The organism is Nocardia macrotermitis (assembly GCF_009604405.1).
In the GTDB taxonomy this organism is placed as follows: domain Bacteria; phylum Actinomycetota; class Actinomycetes; order Mycobacteriales; family Mycobacteriaceae; genus Nocardia; species Nocardia macrotermitis.
Genome location: NZ_WEGK01000006.1, coordinates 389,981 through 408,751, shown reverse-complemented (window position 1 = coordinate 408,751; position 18,771 = coordinate 389,981). Strand labels below are relative to the sequence as shown.

Below are 18,771 nucleotides of genomic sequence, written 5' to 3'. Positions count from 1 at the left end.
CCACACGCGATATCGTCCCGATCGTGCCCGATCGGTCGAGCCCCAGGTTTGCCGGTGCGGGCAGCTGGAACGATGCGAAGGAGGCGGGAGTGGCCGATACCCGGCAGACGCCGACCGATACCCGACGGGCCGAGATGTTCGTTGCCCCCGAACACGATCCGCGCACCCGCCTCCACACCACCGGTGACGAACGCAGCGTCCTGACCGAGATCCTGGCCGGTCAGCGCGCCACGCTCGAACTCAAGTGCGCGGGCCTGGGCGCGGAGCTGGCCCGGCGGTCGGTCGCGCCGTCCACGCTGTCGCTGCTGGGTCTGGTGCGGCATCTGGCCGATGTCGAGCGGCGCTGGTTCCACCGCGTGCTCGCCAAGGAGGACGCCCCGCCGCTGTTCACCTCCGAGGATCGGCCCGACGCCGACTTCGACGGGGCGAACACCGATTCCGGATCGATCACCGCGGCCTGGGGCGCCTGGCGGGCCGAGGTCGCCTTCGCCGAACGCTTCACCATCGCCACGACCGATCTCGGGGTCACCGGCGTGGACCTCTGGCTCGGCGAGGTGTCCCTGCGCTGGGTGCTGGCCCACATGATCGAGGAGTACGCGCGCCACAACGGCCACGCCGACCTGCTGCGCGAGCGCATCGACGGCGCGGTGGGACTGTAGCGATGCCGGACGGCACGTGCCGCCCGGCATCCGGTACGGGGCTCAGGAGTTGTTGCCGCCCAGGCTGAATCGCACGCCGCCCGGATCGACCACGGCGGCCAGCCGCCCGTACGGGGTGTCCTCCGGTTCACGCTCCACCGAACCGCCAAGGGACACCAGGGTTTTCACCGACGCGTCGACATCCTCCACACCGAAGTAGACCCGCCAGCCGCCCGGGGCCCCGGCGGGCAGGAAGGCCGTGGAATCCATCACGCCGCCCAGCATCGGACTCTCCGAATGGATTGTGGTGTAACGGAATTCCGGGATATCGGAGACGGTGAACGGATCCTGCCAGCCGAACACCTCCCGATAGAACTTCAGCGCCTCGTCGTAGGCCGGGGTGTGCAGTTCGAACCAGGACGGGTTGCCCACGTGATCGGTCCACGTGCCACCCGCGACGTTGCCGATCGCGCCGAATCCCGGATGCACACCCGGCTGCCACACCCCGACCCCGGCACCGCTGGGATCCCCCAGTATCGCCATCGTGCCGACGTCGCCGACCCGCATCGGCGCCAGCATCACCTGCCCGCCGTTCGCGGTCGCCGCCGCGGCGGTCGCCTCGGCATCGGCGCTGGCCAGATAGATCGTCCACTGGTCCGGCCCACCGGAGGAGCCGTCGTTGTGCATGCCGCCCGCCACGGAATTCTCGCCGTGGCGGAACGTGATGTACCCACCGAACTCGGGCCCGGCCTGCTCGGCGGTCCAGCCCAGCAGTTCGGAGTAGAACGCGATGGAACGCTCCGGATCGGAGGTGAACAGCTCGACCCAGCAGGGATCACCGGGTTTGAAGGTGTAGGTCATGTTGGCTCCTGGGGAAGACGTCGGGGACTCGCACATTGAGACGACACCGCATACGCAAACTCATCGGCCGCGATACCCGGCCGACCACGAACCGGACGGTTTCACTGTAGGCGCAAACCCCGTTCTTGACCTCGAGTTGACTTCAGGTTTCACGATGGGATCATGTCCGAGAACCCGACAGCCCTGATCACCGGCGCATCGGCCGGTTTCGGTCGCGCGGTGGCGCTGGCCCTGGCCGCACGCGGCTGGGATCTGATCATCACCGCACGCGGCGCCGAGGCACTGGCACGAGTGCGCGAGGCGACCGGCGCGCTCGCCGTACCGGGCGATGTGGCCGATCCCGCCCATCGCGAACGCCTGGCCGACGTCCTCACCGGCCGCGATCGGCTCGACCTGGTGGTCAACAACGCCAGCGCGCTGGGCCCGAGTCCGATGCCGCGCCTCGCGGACTTTCCCCTGGGCGAGTTCACCGCCGTGCTGGCGACCAACGTCGTCGCGCCGCTGGCCGTCCTGCAACTGACGCTGCCGAAACTCCTGGCCCGCGACGGAACAGCGATCAACATCAGCTCCGACGCCGCGGTGGCACCGTACGAGGGCTGGGGCGGTTACGGCTCATCCAAAGCTGCCCTGGATCATCTGACCGCCATCTTCGCCGCCGAGAATCCGCTGCTGCGCGTCTACGGTTTCGATCCCGGCGATATGCGCACCGCCATGCATCAGGCCGCATTCCCGGGCGAGGACATCTCCGATCGCCCCGAACCGGAGACCGTGGTCCCGGCGCTACTGCGCCTGATCGACACCCGACCGCCCAGCGGCCGCTACACCGCCGCGGAATTGTCCGCCGCGCACTGACTTCCGCCGCAGCTCAACCACTTCAGGAGGCAGCCGTGAGCGCCGTCCCGACCGAATTCGTCCTTCCCGCGGACAGATCCGCCACCGCGCCCGCCGAGGCACGCGGGCTCGCGCGCGACGGGGTTCGCCTGCTGGTGTCCGATGACGCGGGCATCACCCACGCCGAGTTCCGGGAGCTGCCGCGCTTCCTGCGTCCGGGAGACCTTGTCGTGGTGAACAATTCGTCCATGCTGGCCGCCGCGGTCGACGCCCGCTACCGGGGTGTTCCGGCGGTGCTGCACTTCGCCGCGCGACTGGACGACGGCCGCTGGGCGGTCGAGTTGCGCAGTCCCGAGGGCACACCGTTCACCGCGACCGAGCCGGAATCCGGTGCGCGCGTGCATCTTCCGAGTGCCACGGCGAAACTGCGCACCCCGTGGCTGCCACCCGCCCGCCGACTGTGGATCGCCGACATCGATACCGATGTCACCACGCTGCTGGCCCGCCACGGCCGCCCGATCACGTATTCCTATGTGACACAGCGATGGTCGCCGCACTACTACCGCACGATCTTCGGCCGCGAACCCGGCAGCGCCGAGATGCCCAGCGCCGCCAGGCCGTTCACCGACACGCTGGTCACCGACCTGGTGACGTCCGGAATCACCCTGGCCCCGATCACCCTGCACACCGGGGTCTCCTCCCCCGAATCCGGCGAACCACCGAGCCCGGAACGCTACACCGTCCCCGAAACCACTGCCCGCCTGGTGAATTCGACCCACGCCACCGGCGGCCGAGTGATCGCCGTGGGCACCACCGTCACCCGCGCCCTCGAATCGGCAACCACCCCCACCGGCCTGGTCCACCCCACCACCGGCTGGACCAACCTGATCCTCGGCCCCTCCCACCCGGCCCGCACGGTCGACGCCCTCATCACCGGCTGGCACGTCCCCGGAGCCTCACACCTACACCTCCTGGAAGCCGTAGCAGGCCCCGCCCGAGTCCACACCGCCTACCAGGTAGCCCTCGAAACCGCCTACCTCTGGCACGAATTCGGCGACACCGCCCTACTTTTCGCCGACCACTCCCACAGTTAGACCTCAACAGCAGCGAGATATTTCACGCGACGGTCGGCCGGGTTGACGGTGCGCACCACCAGGCCACGGGATTCCATGCGGTCCGCGACGCCGGTGAGGTTGGACGGGTCGCACGCCAGCCGCCCGGCCAGCTCGCGCATCGGGAGTTCGGGCGGTTCGTTGAGGGCCAGCAGCAGTTTGGCCTGGGTGAGAGTGAGGCCGTGTTCCTCGGCGGCGGTCAGGAAGTCCTGGAGATAGGCCGAGACGAACCGTCCGATCAGTAGTGCGAGGGGACTCGGTGCTGTGGCCGTACTCATAGCTCTTCTCGAACTTTCCGGTGGTGTCACATGACGCGGAAGGCCGCACTGCTGACCGGCGTCCTCGCGTTCGCCGCGATGATCGTGACCGTCATGCAGACCCAGGCCGTGCCGATCCTGGTCCTGATCACAACGAAACCGCACGTCTCGACGACGTCCGCGAGCAGAGGCAGGGTGACCACCGCGACGCTGCTGTCCGCGGCCGTGTTCGCCCCGCTGCTGGGCCGCATCGGCGACCTCTACGGCCGCGAACCCACCCCGCTGGTCACCCTGGCCCGCAAACCCGCTCGGCCACAACCTAACTCGAGGCGTCACAGCTGGTGAGCGCGGTCGGCTGAGGGCGATGCCGCCTAGCATCGATCGCGCTGGGAGTCGAGCTGGACACGGTCTCAGTTCCGGTTGATAGCATGCCCGACCGTGACCCAGACGCTCAGTCGACACCCGGCCGACGACCGGCCGTTGGACCAACCCGCCCCTCGACGCGGGAGTAGTCGACTGTGGCGGATCCTCGCCATCGTGACCGGCATCCTCGGCGCACTGCTGGCCGTGGCGGTGCCGCTGCTGCCGGTGCATCAGGAGCAGTCCTCGATCTCCTGGCCGAAGGCGGGTCGCGCGGCCAGCGTCACCGCGCCGCTGGTGTCCTACTCCCCGACCAGCGTGCACGCCGACATCCCGTGCGCTGCGGCCGCGGCGCTGGGCACGCGCGGCGGCACGCTGCTGTCCACGGTCCCGGCGGAATCCGGCTCGTCCTGGCACTACGGCCTGAACGTCCTGGTCACCCCCGCCGCCGCGGGCGATCGGCTGCAGGTGGTGCTGCGCGATCAGACCCTGATCGACACCCCGGTGCGCGAGCTGCCGCGCGGCTGCACGATCACGATCGCCTCCGACAGCACCGCCACCACCGTGCAGGCGGGCGGCGCGCCGGTCACCCTGGCCGGTGAGCACCGCCCGCAACTGGTCGGCCTGTTCACCGATCTGACCGGGAACGCACCGGCCGGTATGCGCGCCGACGTGGTTATCGACTCCCGATTCACCACCTCCCCGACCGTCCTGAAACTGATCGCGATCATCGGCGCGATCATCGCCACCGCCGTGGCCCTGTACTCGCTGCACCGGCTGGACTGCCAGGACGGCCGCGGCAACCGCCGGGTGCTGCCGCGGCGGTGGTGGCGGCCGCGCCTGGTCGACTTCGCCGTGGTCGGCACGCTCGTGCTCTGGTACTTCATCGGCGTCGGCACCGCGGACGACGGCTACATCTTCGGCATGGCCCGCACCGCCGGACCCGCCCGCTATCTGGCGAACTACTTCGCGTACTTCGGCGTCCCCGAAACGCCCATCGGCATCCCGTACGACAACCTGTTCGAGCTGCTCGCCCGCGTTTCCACCGCGAGCATCGTGGTGCGGCTGCCCGAACTGATCTTCGGCATCGCCTGCTGGTTCCTGATCAGCCGCGAGGTAGTGCCGCGCCTGGGTGTGGGCGCGCGCACGGAACGGTCGGCGATCTGGGCCGGCGGCCTGGTGCTGCTGGCGTTCTGGCTGCCCTACAACAACGGTCTGCGGCCCGAGCCCGCGATCGCGCTGGCCGTACTGTTGACCTGGGTGTCGATGGAACGCGCCCTGGCCACCCGGCGACTGGCTCCGGCCGCGGTCGCACTGCTTCCCGCGGCCTTGGCCGTGGTCACCAATCCGTCGGGCCTGATCTGTTTCGCCGCGCTGCTGGCCGGTGCGCGACCGCTGGTGCAGATCATCGTGCAACGCGCACGCACCTCGGGTTATGTGGCGTTGATCGCCCCCGCGCTGGCCGCCGGACTGGTGGTGCTGACCATCGTGTTCGCCGGGCAGCCGATCGCCGAGGTCGCCGCGATGCGGCAGGCACACAAGGTCGTCGGACCCGATATGCCCTGGTACACGGACTATCTCGTCTATCAGGATCTGCTCCAGCCGACACCGGACGGTTCGCTCGCGCGGCGCTTCGCGATGCTGGTGATGTTCCTGGCGCTGGCCGCCGCGGTGATCACGCTGCTGGCCAAGAGCGGCCGGATTCCCGGACTCGCCACCGGACCGACCCGCCGCATCCTGGGCACCACGGTCGCCGCGGTGCCGCTGATGATGTTCTCCCCCACCAAGTTCACCCATCACCTGGGTGTGTTCGCCGGACTCGGCGGCGCGGTCGCGGTGGTCGCCGCGGTCGCGGTCGGCTCCCGTTCGCTGCGCTCGGCGCGCAACCGCACGCTGTTCGCCGCCGCCGTCTTCGCCATGCTGGCGCTGTCGTTCGCCAGTTCCAACGGCTGGTGGTACGTGGCGAGCTACCGCATCTCCTGGTGGGACAAGCCGATCTCGGTGCACGGCATCAGCGCGGGCACGGTGCTGCTGGGCATCTCACTGCTGCTGATCGCGTTGGCGGGCTGGTTCCACATCCGGGAGCCGTTCCGCGCCGAAGGCGGTAGGCCGCGTCGCCCGATTCCGATCCTGGCCGTCGCGGCGGCGCTGGTCGTCGCGTTCGAGGTGCTGTCGTTCGTCAAGGCGGCGGTCGAGCAGTATCCGGCGTACTCGCTGGCGTCGTCGAACATCAAGGCGCTGACCGGGAATCCGTGCGCGATGGGCGATGCGGTCCTGGTCGAGCCGGACGCGAATGCCGGTGTGCTGCAACCCTTGTCGGGCAGCGCCGGGACCGCGCTGGGCGGCGGCGCCAACGACGGGTTCACCCCCGACGGCCTGAACCTGGGCGACCTGACCCCCGACGGTTCGGCCGCGGCCGCCGCGTCGGTCGGCCAGTCCCTGGGCAGCGCGGGCACCACCACCAAGACCGGTAAGGACAGCACCGGGGCCGGGGGCGGGGCCGCGAAGCCGGGGATCAACGGCAGCAACATCCCGCTGCCGTTCGGGCTGAACCCCGCGACGACGCCCATGCTCGGCAGTTACGGCAGCCCCGGCGCGCAGAAGTCGCTGACCTCGGGCTGGTACCGCCTGCCCGCCGCGGATGCCGCGGGCAGCCGGGGCCAGATCGTCTCGATCGCCGCGGCCGGGCGTATCGCCTCCACCGATATCGACAATCTGCCCGTCGCCGGACAGAGCGTCCAGCTCGAGTACGGCGTCGCCGGTCCGGGCGGGGTGCAGGCGCTGGGCCGGGTCACCCCGGACGATGTGAGCGTATTGCAGCCGTCCTGGCGCAATCTGCGGATTCCGTTGCAGCAGTTGCCTTCCCAGGCCGACGTCGTGCGCGTGGTCGCCTCGGTGAACAGCTCGGATCCGTTGCAGTGGGTCGCGGTGACCCCGCCGCGCGTGCCGCATCTGCAAACCCTGGACTCGCTGGTCGGGCACTCCGATCCGGTCATGCTGGACTGGCTGGTCGGCCTGCAGTTCCCGTGCCAGCAGCCGTTCCGGCACCGGGACGGGGTCGCCGAGGTTCCGAAATACCGCATCACCCCCGATTTCGCGGCCGCGATCATGACCACGAACTGGCAGAGCCACGCCTCGGGCGGTCCGCTGGGTTACGTGCAGTTGCTGACCCGGCCGGAGGTCATGTCCTCGTACCTGAAGGACGACTGGAAACGCAACTGGGGTGAGATCGAACGTCTGGTCCCGTTGGATTCGAAAGCGACTCCGGCGCAGTTGAACACGGTCGTCGAGCAGCGCTCGGCACGCTGGAAGCCGGGGCCGCTGAACTTCGACATCCGGTAGCGGCGAACGTTCGACGGAAACAGCAAGTGCGGGCGACCTTTTCGAAGGTCGCCCGCACTCGTCTTCCTCGGATGTCCCGATATACGTTGCCGCTCAGCCGAATACGGCGCAGTTGTTACCCATGTGCGTGCCGTTCGCTGCCCGGACGTCCACATACGGCGTCGGCGCGCCCGCCGGAGTCCCCGCCTGCACGGCGGTGAGATGATGCCACCCGGTCGTGGCCGGGGTCCACGGCGCGACGACCGTGCCGCCCGAGGGCCGGAACCAGCCGATCGAGGTGTTGTTGTCGAAGACCTGGACCGGCTGGACCGGGTCGTTGACCGTCACCTGTACCGCCGACTGGCAACCCACCGCGTAGTTCGTGCCCAGACCGTAGTTCATCCCCGGTTCGGCGCCCACCTGCGTCGCGGTCGCTCCGGCGGGTGCGGTGAGCAGCGCGACGGGCGCGAGCAGCACCGCCGCCACGCCCAGGCCCGCTGCCGCGGGATGTGCGACGCACCGGCGAATCCGCGCGGTCCAGAGTCCTTTGTCCATCCTGTTCCGATCCTTGCTGTCCGGTTCCGGGGCATTCGACCCCGGCGGTCGCATCGATACTTACTGCCCGGCGGCCCGAATGGGGGCGATTCGCGGCATCGGCGGTAAGTGTGTCGCACCGGCGCGGGTACGACCGTCTCGGATTGTGAACGTTCCCATGGCATTGCCGACGACCTTCGGCGCGGCGCGTAGGCTCGGCAGCCGGACCGTGTGCGGTCGGACAGCGCGCGGCCGGTTGTCCGAGCTGTCCGGTCAGGAGGACGATGGAATCATGCATCGCAGCGCGCCGTCTCACGATATCGACGAATCCAAGGTCGCTGTCACTCCTCCGAAGCATCAGGCCGCCGGTGTCACCGCCGTGACGGTCGCGCTGGAGCGGGCGGTCGAGGAGATGGGCGTCATCCGCACGGCCCGCACCCTGACCCGGGTCAACCAGCAGCACGGATTCGACTGTCCCGGTTGCGCCTGGCCCGAACCCAGCGGCCATCGCCGCCCGGCCGAATTCTGTGAGAACGGGGCCAAGGCCGTCGCCGAGGAGGCGACGCTGCGCACGGTCGATCCGGATTTCTTCGCCCGGCACTCGATCGCGGAGCTGGCCGACAAGTCCGGTTACTGGCTCGGCCAGCAGGGTCGGCTGACCCATCCGATGGTTTTGCGTCCGGGCGAGGAGCACTACACCCCGATCGCCTGGGACGAGGCGTACCGGCTGATCGCCGACGAACTGCGCGCGCTGGATTCCCCCGACGAGGCCCTGTTCTACACCTCCGGCCGTACCGCCAACGAGACCGCGTTCCTGTATCAGCTGCTGGTCCGCAGCTACGGCACCAACAATCTGCCGGACTGCTCGAACATGTGCCACGAATCCTCGGGCACCGCGCTGAGCGCCTCGATCGGTATCGGCAAGGGCTCGGTGACCATCGACGACTTCTCCGCGGCCGAGCTGATCGTGGTCGCCGGGCAGAATCCGGGCACCAACCATCCGCGCATGCTCTCGGCCCTCCAGAAGGCCAAGGAGCACGGCGCGCGGGTGATCGCGATCAATCCGCTGCCTGAGACCGGGCTGCTGGGTTTCCGTGATCCGCAGACCCTGCGCGGCCTGACCACCGGCATCGATATCGCCGACGATTTCCTGCAGATCCGCCTGGGCGGCGATATGGCCCTGTTCCAGGGCTTGGGCAAACTGCTGTTCGAGGCAGAGGACCGCGCGCCCGGCACGGTCGTGGACCGCGCCTTCGTCGAGGCGCACACCGCCGGTTTCGCCGAATACGAAAAGCAGATGCGCGCAGTCGATCTCGCCACGGTGCTCGAGGCCACCGGTCTGACCGGCGAGGATCTGGACCGCACCGCCGAACTGCTGGCCAGCTCGAAATCCACCATCATCTGCTGGGCGATGGGCCTGACCCAGCAGAAGCACGGCGTCGCCACCATCGAGGAGGCCACCAACCTGCTGCTCATGCGCGGCATGATCGGCAAGCCCGGCGCGGGCGTGTGCCCGGTGCGCGGCCACTCCAACGTGCAGGGCGACCGCACCATGGGCATCTGGGAGAAGATGCCCGAAAGTTTCCTCACCGCACTGGATTCCGAATTCGGCATCACCAGCCCGCGCAAACACGGCTACGACACCGTCGACGCCATTCGCGCGTTGCAGCAGGGCCGCGCGAAGGTCTTCCTCGGTATGGGCGGCAATTTCGTCTCGGCCACCCCCGATACCGGGGTCACCGAGGCCGGGCTGCACCAGTGTGCGCTGACCGTGCAGGTTTCCACGAAACTCAACCGCAGCCACGTCGTGCACGGGCGGACCGCGCTGATCCTGCCGACCCTGGGCCGCACCGATCTGGATCTGTCCCCGCTCGGGGCGAAACAGCAGGTGTCCGTGGAGGATTCGATGTCGATGGTGCATCTGTCGACCGGTCGGCTGACCCCGGTGAGCCCGGATCTGCGCAGCGAGGTCGCCATCGTGTGCGAGCTGGCGCAGGAGCTGTTCGGTCCCGATCACCCGGTGCCGTGGGCGAAGTTCCGCGGCGATTACGACGCGATCCGCGACTCGATCTCCCGGGTGGTGCCCGGCTGCACGGACTACAACGCGAAAGTCCGGGGGCACAACGGTTTCCAGCTGCCGCATCCGCCGCGCGATGCGCGCGAGTTCCGAACCACCACGGGCAAGGCGAATTTCGCGGTCAACGAGTTGCGGTGGCTGCCCGTGCCCGAGGGCCGGTTGATCCTGCAGACCTTGCGCAGTCACGACCAGTACAACACCACCATCTACGGCCTGGACGATCGCTACCGGGGCATCCACAACGGCCGTCGCGTGGTCCTGGTCAACGCGCGGGACATCGCCGAATTCGGTTTCACCGAAGGCGATCTGGTGGATCTGATCTCGGAGTGGACCGACGGCGTGGAGCGTAAGGTGACCGGATTCCGGCTGGTCGCCTACTCCACTCCGCGCGGTAACGCCGCGGCCTACTATCCCGAGACCAATCCGCTGGTGCCGCTGAATCACGTGGCCGACCGGTCCAACACGCCGGTGTCCAAGGCCGTGACCATACGGTTGGAGCCGCACGTCCACACCCGGTGAGCCATCGGCGCACGGACCGATGACGTTGGGCGAGAACAGGAACGAGGCAGGACCATGAGCAGGGTGACGGCCCGGCGCAGAACGCTGCGGATCACCGCCGACGGTCAGGTGCGACGCCCCGACACCCTGGCCGTGGAGGAACCGCTGGAACTGCGCGTCGACGGCGAAGCACTGACGGTGACCATGCGCACCCCGGGCAACGATGTCGATCTCGCGCACGGATTCCTGTTGAGCGAGAACATCATCGGGTCCGCCCAGGACATCGTCTCGGCCCGCTACTGCGCCGGTGCGGACCGCTGCGCACCCGGAGCGAGCAACATGCGCACCCACCTCGGTTTCCCGGAGACACCGTCCGAGAGCACCGCCGGGCAGAACACCTACAACGTCCTCGACATCGAATTACGCACGCCCACACCGATTTCCACCCGCAACGTGCTGACCACCAGCGCCTGCGGCCTGTGCGGGCGCACCAGCCTCGACGAGGTCCGCACCCGCAGCCGCTACCCCCTGCCCACACCCGGCCCGGCCGTGGACCCCGCGGTCCTGACCACCCTGCCGGACGAATTACGAACCCGCCAAAAGGTTTTCGCCTCCACCGGCGGCCTGCACGCCGCCGGGCTGTTCACCCCCGAGGGTGAGGTGGTGGCCGTGCGTGAGGACGTCGGCCGCCACAACGCGGTCGACAAGGTGATCGGCTGGGCCCTGCGGGAGAACCGGATTCCCGCCCACGACCTGATCCTGATCGTCAGCGGCCGAGCCTCGTTCGAACTCGTACAGAAGGCCGTGATGGCCGGAATCCCCATGCTGGGCGCGGTTTCCGCGCCCAGCTCCCTGGCCGTCGACCTGGCCCTGGAAACCGGCCTGACACTGGTCGGCTTCCTGCGCGGCGACACCATGAACATCTACTCCGCGCCCGAACGCCTCACCGCGGTCCCACTGACCGCCCACGCCGACTGACCACCCGCCGCCCGACTGCTACGCTGCGAAACTGGAACACGTTTCAATCCACTGGGAGCAGCCATGGGCACACAGCAGAGTCGCGCGACGGTCGATCGGTACGTCGAGCTGGTGGCGAGCGGTACCGCCGCGCAGATCCTCGAGCTCTACGCGCCCGAGGCGGTCGTGGAGGATCCGATCGGCAGCGAACCGCGTCGCGGACTCGAGGCCATCCGCGAGCTGTACGCGGTCCTGGAACCGTTGCAGCGCAAGGCCGAACCGGGCGTCATCCGCGTCTCGGGCAACCACGCCGCCGTCTCGTTCACCATGGTCTCCGAGGGCCACGGCCACCGCATGACCATCTCCCCCGTGGACATCATGGAGTTCGACGACAAGGGCCGCATCCTGAGCATGCGCGCCTACTGGAGCCAGGACGACCTCCAGGTCGAGCCCATCTGATCCGCTCCGGCGCCGATGAATCCGCGACCGCCGGACCGTCACAACAGCTGAGCGGTTCGGCGGTAACAAGCCTTCCACCGCGGACGATTTTCTCAATGACGGACGAAGGTTCAACGGCGAACCAGGGAGATCAACGGCGATCTCCGGCGACGGGCTCGAGCGGGCACACCGTTCGACACCGGTCCGGGGCGGGTGCGCACGCACTCGCCGAGTGCTCAAGGGGGTGTAGGACCGTCCTCCCCGAGGAGTTCCTCGCGCGAGAGCGCGGAGAGCGCGATCAGGGAGTTCAGCAGGCCGCGCCGGTCGGCGGCGTCGAGCCTGCGCAACAGGATCTCTTCCTTGGCCTGGATACCGGCCTGCGTGGCGTCCCGCAGCGCCCGTCCCTCGGGCGTCAGCGCCAGCACCCGCGCCCGCCGATCCGCCGGGTCCGGACGGCGTTCGATCAGGCCGCGCTGCTGTAGGTCGTCCAGTACGGGAATGATCCGCGTCTTGTCCGCGCCGATCTCCTGCGCCAACACGCCCTGCCCGCGCGCGGGCCCGCGTTCGAGCCCGAGCAGGACGACATAGGCCCACATCGACAGCCCGTGCTCATCGAGTACGGGCTGTTCGGCCGCCATCAGCGCCCGCGTCAGCGGTGCCATCATCGCCGCCAGATCGGGGCGCGCGCCGCCATCGAACTCCGCCATGCCAGCAAACTTTACGTGCTCCAATTAATAAGCATAGACATATGATATGCATGCGCTTACTATCTCGGTATGACCATTACCGACATCCAGGACCTGAACCGCCGCGCCGTCGACTACTCCGTCGAGATCGTCAACCACCTGACCCCCGACCACCTCGACCGCCCCACCCCGTGCTCCGACTGGACAGTCACAGATCTGTTGGCGCACATGACCATTCAGCATCGAGGCTTCGCGGCGGCAGCCTGCGGCAACGGCGCGGACCTGGACGTCTGGAAAGTCCAGCCCCTCGCCGCCGACCCCCTCCGCGACTACGCCGACGCCGTCGCGGAGGTCACCGCCGCCTACGATCAGCCCGACATCCTGGAACGCACCTTCGACCTCCCCGAATTCGGCCCCGGCGCACAGGCTCCCGGCGCGTTCGCCCTACAGGTCCACTTCATCGACTACGTCGTGCACGCCTGGGACATCGCCCGCGCCCTGCACGTCCCGTACCACCTCGCCGACGACTTCATCGCCCCCTCCCTCGAAATCATCGCCGTGATCCCCACCGGCGAGGCCCGCAAGGCATCCACCGCCTTCGCCACCGAACTCCCCAGCACCCCCGGCGCATCCCCGTTGGACCGCATCCTCACCCACCTCGGCCGCAACCCCGCTTGGCCGAACTGACCATTACCTCTGAATGAGCCGAATAGCGAACGGGCCCTGGGAGATTCACTCTCCCAGGGCCCGTTCGACGTGTGCGGTGAAACTCGGTCCGGCTTCTCCCGACGCTCCTAAGCCGACTTCTCGCGACGCTCGGTGCGCTGGGACTGCTTGCGCGGCACGATGGTCGGCAGCACATTGTCGTTGACGGTGTCGGCGTTCACGACCACCTTGGCGACGTCGTCGCGGCTGGGGATGTCGTACATCACCGGCAGCAGCACCTCTTCCATGATGGCGCGCAGACCGCGAGCGCCGGTGCCGCGCAGGATCGCCTGATCCGCGATGGCCTCCAGCGCGTCCTGGGTGAACTCCAGGTCGACGCCGTCCATGTCGAACAGCCGAACGTACTGCTTGACCAGCGCGTTCTTCGGCTCGGACAGGATCTTGACCAGCGAATCCTTGTCCAGGTTGGTCACCGAGGCCACGACCGGCAGACGGCCGATGAACTCCGGGATCAGACCGAACTTGATCAGATCCTCGGGCATCACATCGGCGAAGTGATCGGCGGTGTCGATATCGGCCTTGGAGCGGACCTCCGCGCCGAATCCGATGCCGCGCTTGCCGACCCGGTCCTGCACGATCTTCTCCAGGCCCGCGAACGCGCCCGCCACGATGAACAGCACGTTCGTGGTGTCGATCTGGATGAACTCCTGATGCGGGTGCTTGCGACCACCCTGCGGCGGCACGCTGGCCTGGGTGCCCTCCAGGATCTTCAACAGCGCCTGCTGCACACCCTCACCGGAGACGTCGCGGGTGATCGACGGGTTCTCCGACTTGCGGGCGATCTTGTCGACCTCGTCGATGTAGATGATGCCGGTCTCGGCGCGCTTGACGTCGTAATCGGCCGCCTGGATCAGCTTGAGCAGGATGTTCTCCACATCCTCGCCCACATAGCCGGCCTCGGTCAGCGCGGTCGCGTCGGCGATGGCGAACGGGACGTTCAGCATCTTCGCCAGCGTCTGGGCCAGATAGGTCTTACCGCAGCCGGTGGGACCCAGCATCAGAATGTTCGACTTGGTGAGCTCGACCGGCTCACCGCGGCCGTCGCGACTCTTGTCGCCGGCCTGAATTCGCTTGTAATGGTTGTAGACCGCGACCGCCAGGGTGCGCTTGGCGGTGTCCTGCCCGATGACGTAGTTCTCCAGGAAATCCCGTATCTCGGCAGGCTTGGGCAGCTCGTCGAGTTTGACCTCGCTCGATTCGGCGAGTTCCTCCTCGATGATCTCGTTGCACAGGTCGATGCACTCGTCACAGATGTACACCCCCGGTCCCGCAATGAGCTTCTTGACCTGCTTCTGACTCTTTCCGCAGAACGAGCATTTGAGCAAGTCGCCGCCATCACCGATGCGCGCCATCTCGTGGGTCCCTACTTCCTTGTCCGCGTGCAACCATCTGTTCCGCGGTCGCCGACAAGCCGCCTTCAAACAACGCTACCCGCAACACCCGGTGCGGCGCTGGAGGGTACCGGCTGAATTCTCCCCGATACCGACCTGATGAGTTTGTGCGGTCCTTGTCGACTACCGCGAGCAAAGGTCCCTGGAACGACCGTACCTGCTGCGCCCCGGGATGGGCGACAACTTGGCATGTTTCTCACTCCGAGTGTCCGGCGCATCCCGATACCCGAAGCCTACGGCCACCGGGACGCCGCCGAATCACTCACTTCTTCTGTGCGCTCAGCTTGCGGTAACCGAAGACCTCGTCGACGATCCCGTACGCCTTGGCCTCTTCCGCGGTGAGGATCTTGTCGCGGTCGGTGTCCTTGCGGACCTCCTCGGGCGTCTTGCCCGTGTGGTCGGCCAGGATGGTCTCCATCTGGGTGCGGATGCGCTCGATCTCCGCCGCCGCGATCTGCAGGTCCGAGACCTGGCCCTGGATACCGCCGGTGCGCGGCTGGTGGATCAGCACGCGGGCGTTGGGCAGCGCGGCCCGCTTACCCGGGGTGCCCGCGGCCAGCAGCACCGCCGCCGCCGAAGCCGCCTCGCCGAGGCAGACCGTGGCCACGTCGGCACGCACGTACTGCATCGTGTCGTAGATGGCCATCAGCGCGGTCACGTCACCGCCGGGCGAGTTGATGTACATGGTGATGTCGCGGTCCGGATCCAGCGACTCGAGCACCAGCAGCTGCGCCATCACGTCGTTGGCGACGGTGTCGTCGATCGGCATGCCGAGGAAGATGATGCGCTCCTCGAACAGCTTGTTGTACGGGTTCGATTCCTTGACCCCGAAGCTCGAGTGCTCCACGAACGAGGGCAGGATGTAGCGCGACTGCGCACCGTAAAGATTGGCCATCTTCGTCTCCAAAGTCCTTGTGAGGTCTGCTTATTCGCTGCTGCCGTTACCGGCCTGGGTCTGCCGGGTGATCACGCGGTCGATGAAGCCGTAGTCCAGGGCCTCGGCGGCGGTGAACCAGCGGTCGCGGTCGGCGTCGGCCTCGATCTGCTCGACCGTCTTGCCGGTGTGCTCGGACTGCAGCCGGTTCATCTCCTCCTTGTTCTTCGCGTACAGATCCGCCTGAATGGCGATATCCGCCGCGGTACCACCGATACCGGCCGAGGGCTGGTGCATCATGATCCGGGAGTGCGGCAGCGCCAGACGCTTACCCTTCGCACCCGCGGTCAGCAGGAACTGCCCCATCGAGGCGGCCAGGCCCATGCCGATGGTCATGACATCGCACTCGATGAACTGCATGGTGTCGTAGATGGCCATACCTGCGGAGACCGAACCGCCGGGCGAGTTGATATAGAGCGCGATGTCGCGCTTGGGATCCTCGGCCGACAGCAGCAGCATCTGGGCGCACAGCTTGTTGGCGATGTCGTCGTTGACGTCGGTGCCCAGGAAGATGATTCGTTCCCGCAGCAGCCGCTCGTAGACCGAATCACTCAGGTTGAGCCCAGAAGTTGGGGATGTCATTAACGGATACCTGCCCTCTCTCACCGGCTCGCTGCTTGCAAGCACGCAGTCTCTATCCAACGTGCGATCCCCCGTGGACATCCGGTCCGAAATACCCGGACCGCCCGTCGGATCGACCGCAGATCTGATTCGCTGACACAAACCCTAACGAAGCAGGGCGGCACCGAACTCCCGGTACCGCCCTGTCTTCGCTTACAGCGCAACTTCGCTGGCGCTCAGCCACGCTGCAAGCGAATCGCGCAGTGCCTGACGGCGCCCTCGCAAGCTCGCGCGCTGCGCAACCGCGCCGCACATTCTTGAACTCACTCAGCAGCCGCGGCGGCAGTCTCGGCGGCCTGCTCGTCCTGGCCCTCGTCTTCGGAATCCGCTGCGCCACCGAACATTTCGTCGGTGTCGACGGTGTTGCCCGCGGTGTCGGTGACGGTGGTCTGGCCGACCACACCGGCCAGGGCCTTACCGCGACGGACATCGGCGAAGATCGCGCCGAGCTGACCAGCCTGCTGGATCTGCTGGATGAACTGCTCCGGCGACAGCCCGTAGCGCTGCGACTGGAACAGGATCCGCTCGGTCAGCTCGTCCTGGCCGACCTGGGTGTCCTCGGCGTCGGCGACGGCGTCCAGCAGCAGCTGGGTCTTCACCGACTTCTCCGCGGCCTCCTTGGTGTCCTTGTCGAACTCCTCGCGGGTGGAACCCTGCGCCTCGAGGGCCTCGGCGAACTTGGCCTCGTCGTGGTCGAAGCCGTGCACCGCGTCGTGCAGCACCGCGTCGATCTCGGCCTGGACCGCGCCCTCGGGCAGCGGCACCTCGGTCCGCTCCAGCAGCGCCTCGAGCACCTTGTCGCGGATGACGCCGGCCTGCTCGACCTTCTTGACCCGCTCCACGCGCGTGCGCAGATCGTCCTTCAGCTCGTCGATGGTGTCGAATTCGCTGGCCAGCTGGGCGAATTCGTCGTCGGCCTCGGGCAGCTCGCGCTCCTTGACCGAGTTCACCTTGACGGTGATGACCGCTTCCTTACCGGCGTGCTCACCGGCGACCAGGGTGGAGGTGAACTCCTTGGACTCCTCGGCGTTCAGGCCGATCAGCGTCTCGTCCAGGCCCTCGATGAGCTGGCCCGAACCAACCTCGTGGGACAGGCCGGTGGTCGAGGCCTCCGGGACGTCCTGGCCGTCGACGGTGGCCGACAGGTCGATGGAGACGAAGTCGCCGTCCTGGACAGCGCGCTCGGCGGTGGTCAGGGTGCCGAACCGCTGGCGCAGCGACTGCAACTGCTCCTCGATGTCCGTGTCCTCGATCGCGATCGGGTCGACGGTGACCGCGATGCCGGAGAAGTCGGGCAGGGTGATCTCGGGGCGGACGTCCACCTCGGCGGTGAAGGCCAGCTCCTGGCCGTCCTCGATCTTGGTGATCTCGATCTCCGGACGCCCGATGACCTTGACCTCGCTGCTGGTCACGGCGTCGCTGTACTTGGCCGGGAGCGCATCGTTGACGACCTGTTCGAGGACCGCGCCGCGACCCAGCCGGGCCTCGAGCAGCTTGGCCGGGGCCTTACCCGGACGGAAACCCGGAATACGCACCTGACCGGCCAGTGTCTTGTAGGCCCGGTCGAAGTCCGGCTTCAGCTCCTCGAAGGGCACCTCGACGTTGATGCGGACCCGGGTCGGGCTCAGCTGCTCGACGGTGCTCTTCACGGACATGCTCCTTGCTCGTTGTTCACTGGACAAAGTCTTCTGGTTCGTCCCCCCGAACGCATCCCGACAAGCCTAGTCGACCCCGGTCCCCGGCCAGAAACCGGCCGGAGGGCCGACTCACCGGGCATCTCCGGTCGAGCGGCTCGCGGCCGATGCCGCAACTCCCGCGGCTCGACCTCTCCTACTCGCCGAACCATACCGGGCGCCACCGACAAGTAGCCGGACGCCCGGATCGGTCAACGGCTCAGCTGCCGATTTTCACCGCGTCGGTGACGAAGACGAGGGTTTCGTTGGGCTTGATGCCGTTGCCGCCCTGGCCGTAACCGAGGTCCGGCGGAATGATCAGCAACCGCCGTCCACCCTGCTTGATGCCGACCAGGCCCTGATCCCATCCGGGAATGACCTGGCCCGCGCCGAGTTGCAGCGGGAAGGGCTCGTGCCGATCGAACGAGCTGTCCAGCTTCTTCTTGTCCGACCAGGTGACCAGCGTGTAGTTCATGCTGACCTGATCGCCCGTCTTGGCGGCGGGCCCCGTCCCGGTGATCAGGTCCTTGGTGACCAGGTGGGTCGGCGGATCGCAATCGTCGGGAATGGTGATCGTCGGCGCATCCCCGAATCCGCCGGTGGTCTTGACGTCGTCGGCGGTGCATTCCCGCCCGTGGCTCGCCGGTGCGGCGGACTGCGTCTGCGCACTCGCCGAGGCCGCCGCGGTCGTGGTCGAACTCGCCGGGGAGCTCTTGGTATCACTGCCGCCGCATGCGGTGAGCGCCACCGCGGCCGCCACGACAGCGGTGGAACCGATGATTCTGGCCAGTGTTCGCATGCGCCGCACCCTAATCGACGCACACCCTGTGCCCGCGACCACCCATGGCGACCACCG

Annotated in this window: 18 protein-coding genes; 9 read left to right on the top strand and 9 right to left on the bottom strand. The window is 67.7% G+C overall.

Annotated elements, in window-relative coordinates:
• Positions 1-23 precede the first annotated feature (23 nt).
• A complete protein-coding gene (locus tag NRB20_RS17190; RefSeq protein WP_319945029.1) occupies positions 24-659 on the top strand; it encodes a DinB family protein in 636 nt (211 codons plus the stop codon).
• 42 nt (positions 660-701) lie between these two features.
• Here the strand turns inward: NRB20_RS17190 and NRB20_RS17185 are convergent, their stop codons facing one another.
• Entirely contained in the window at positions 702-1,499 is a 798-nt protein-coding gene (locus tag NRB20_RS17185) for a VOC family protein (RefSeq protein ID WP_153411103.1), read from the bottom strand.
• A gap of 162 nt (positions 1,500-1,661) precedes the next feature.
• On the opposite strand from NRB20_RS17185, the gene NRB20_RS17180 reads away from it, so the two are divergent.
• Together NRB20_RS17180 and NRB20_RS17175 are read left to right on the top strand one after the other, a co-directional pair.
• Positions 1,662-2,351 carry an SDR family NAD(P)-dependent oxidoreductase gene (locus NRB20_RS17180; RefSeq protein ID WP_153411102.1) on the top strand — a complete coding sequence of 230 codons (690 nt, stop codon included), beginning with the start codon at positions 1,662-1,664 and terminating at the stop codon, positions 2,349-2,351.
• 35 nt (positions 2,352-2,386) lie between these two features.
• Positions 2,387-3,424, top strand: a complete 1,038-nt coding sequence (locus tag NRB20_RS17175; RefSeq protein ID WP_319945028.1) for an S-adenosylmethionine:tRNA ribosyltransferase-isomerase — start codon at positions 2,387-2,389, stop codon at positions 3,422-3,424.
• Here the strand turns inward: NRB20_RS17175 and NRB20_RS17170 are convergent.
• Positions 3,421-3,720 (bottom strand): MarR family winged helix-turn-helix transcriptional regulator, encoded by a 300-nt coding sequence (locus NRB20_RS17170; protein ID WP_153411100.1) that lies wholly within the window; start codon positions 3,718-3,720, stop codon positions 3,421-3,423. The genes NRB20_RS17175 and NRB20_RS17170 overlap by 4 nt on opposite strands.
• Positions 3,721-3,750: 30 nt before the next feature.
• Here NRB20_RS17170 and NRB20_RS17165 point away from each other — a divergent pair, with 30 nt between their 5' ends.
• Together NRB20_RS17165 and NRB20_RS17160 are read left to right on the top strand one after the other, a co-directional pair.
• Complete coding sequence (locus tag NRB20_RS17165; protein WP_194289890.1) at positions 3,751-4,044, top strand: hypothetical protein; 294 nt, start codon at positions 3,751-3,753, stop codon at positions 4,042-4,044.
• Between the two features lie 93 nt (positions 4,045-4,137).
• Positions 4,138-7,401, top strand: coding sequence for an arabinosyltransferase domain-containing protein (locus NRB20_RS17160; RefSeq protein ID WP_406603839.1), 3,264 nt, complete (start codon positions 4,138-4,140; stop codon positions 7,399-7,401).
• A 93-nt stretch (positions 7,402-7,494) separates the two neighbouring features.
• Here NRB20_RS17160 and NRB20_RS17155 read toward each other — a convergent pair whose 3' ends face one another.
• A complete protein-coding gene (locus tag NRB20_RS17155) occupies positions 7,495-7,935 on the bottom strand; it encodes a hypothetical protein (protein WP_153411099.1) in 441 nt (146 codons plus the stop codon).
• 271 nt (positions 7,936-8,206) lie between these two features.
• Here NRB20_RS17155 and NRB20_RS17150 point away from each other — a divergent pair, with 271 nt between their 5' ends.
• The 3 genes from NRB20_RS17150 to NRB20_RS17140 all read left to right on the top strand — a co-directional run bounded on the left by NRB20_RS17150 (position 8,207) and on the right by NRB20_RS17140 (position 11,905).
• Positions 8,207-10,510 carry an FdhF/YdeP family oxidoreductase gene (locus NRB20_RS17150; RefSeq protein ID WP_153411176.1) on the top strand — a complete coding sequence of 768 codons (2,304 nt, stop codon included), beginning with the start codon at positions 8,207-8,209 and terminating at the stop codon, positions 10,508-10,510.
• A 54-nt stretch (positions 10,511-10,564) separates the two neighbouring features.
• The gene (gene fdhD, locus NRB20_RS17145; RefSeq protein ID WP_153411098.1) at positions 10,565-11,467 is read left to right on the top strand and encodes a formate dehydrogenase accessory sulfurtransferase FdhD; all 903 of its coding nucleotides are present in this window, start codon (positions 10,565-10,567) and stop codon (positions 11,465-11,467) included.
• Positions 11,468-11,530: 63 nt separating this feature from the next.
• Positions 11,531-11,905 carry a nuclear transport factor 2 family protein gene (locus NRB20_RS17140; RefSeq protein WP_153411097.1) on the top strand — a complete coding sequence of 125 codons (375 nt, stop codon included), beginning with the start codon at positions 11,531-11,533 and terminating at the stop codon, positions 11,903-11,905.
• A 215-nt stretch (positions 11,906-12,120) separates the two neighbouring features.
• On the opposite strand, the gene NRB20_RS17135 is transcribed toward NRB20_RS17140, so the two are convergent.
• Positions 12,121-12,591 carry a MarR family winged helix-turn-helix transcriptional regulator gene (locus NRB20_RS17135; RefSeq protein ID WP_153411096.1) on the bottom strand — a complete coding sequence of 157 codons (471 nt, stop codon included), beginning with the start codon at positions 12,589-12,591 and terminating at the stop codon, positions 12,121-12,123.
• A gap of 69 nt (positions 12,592-12,660) precedes the next feature.
• On the opposite strand from NRB20_RS17135, the gene NRB20_RS17130 reads away from it, so the two are divergent.
• Positions 12,661-13,257 (top strand): TIGR03086 family metal-binding protein, encoded by a 597-nt coding sequence (locus NRB20_RS17130; protein WP_153411095.1) that lies wholly within the window; start codon positions 12,661-12,663, stop codon positions 13,255-13,257.
• Positions 13,258-13,364: 107 nt separating this feature from the next.
• Here NRB20_RS17130 and clpX read toward each other — a convergent pair whose 3' ends face one another.
• The 5 genes from clpX to NRB20_RS17105 all read right to left on the bottom strand — a co-directional run bounded on the left by clpX (position 13,365) and on the right by NRB20_RS17105 (position 18,714).
• A complete protein-coding gene (clpX, locus tag NRB20_RS17125) occupies positions 13,365-14,648 on the bottom strand; it encodes an ATP-dependent Clp protease ATP-binding subunit ClpX (protein ID WP_153411094.1) in 1,284 nt (427 codons plus the stop codon).
• 301 nt (positions 14,649-14,949) lie between these two features.
• The gene (locus tag NRB20_RS17120; protein ID WP_153411093.1) at positions 14,950-15,582 is read right to left on the bottom strand and encodes an ATP-dependent Clp protease proteolytic subunit; all 633 of its coding nucleotides are present in this window, start codon (positions 15,580-15,582) and stop codon (positions 14,950-14,952) included.
• Positions 15,583-15,612: 30 nt separating this feature from the next.
• Positions 15,613-16,203 (bottom strand): ATP-dependent Clp protease proteolytic subunit, encoded by a 591-nt coding sequence (locus tag NRB20_RS17115; protein WP_153411092.1) that lies wholly within the window; start codon positions 16,201-16,203, stop codon positions 15,613-15,615.
• Between the two features lie 302 nt (positions 16,204-16,505).
• Entirely contained in the window at positions 16,506-17,891 is a 1,386-nt protein-coding gene (gene tig, locus NRB20_RS17110; protein ID WP_406603838.1) for a trigger factor, read from the bottom strand.
• A gap of 244 nt (positions 17,892-18,135) precedes the next feature.
• Positions 18,136-18,714, bottom strand: a complete 579-nt coding sequence (locus NRB20_RS17105; RefSeq protein ID WP_153411090.1) for an FKBP-type peptidyl-prolyl cis-trans isomerase — start codon at positions 18,712-18,714, stop codon at positions 18,136-18,138.
• Positions 18,715-18,771: the final 57 nt, after the last annotated feature.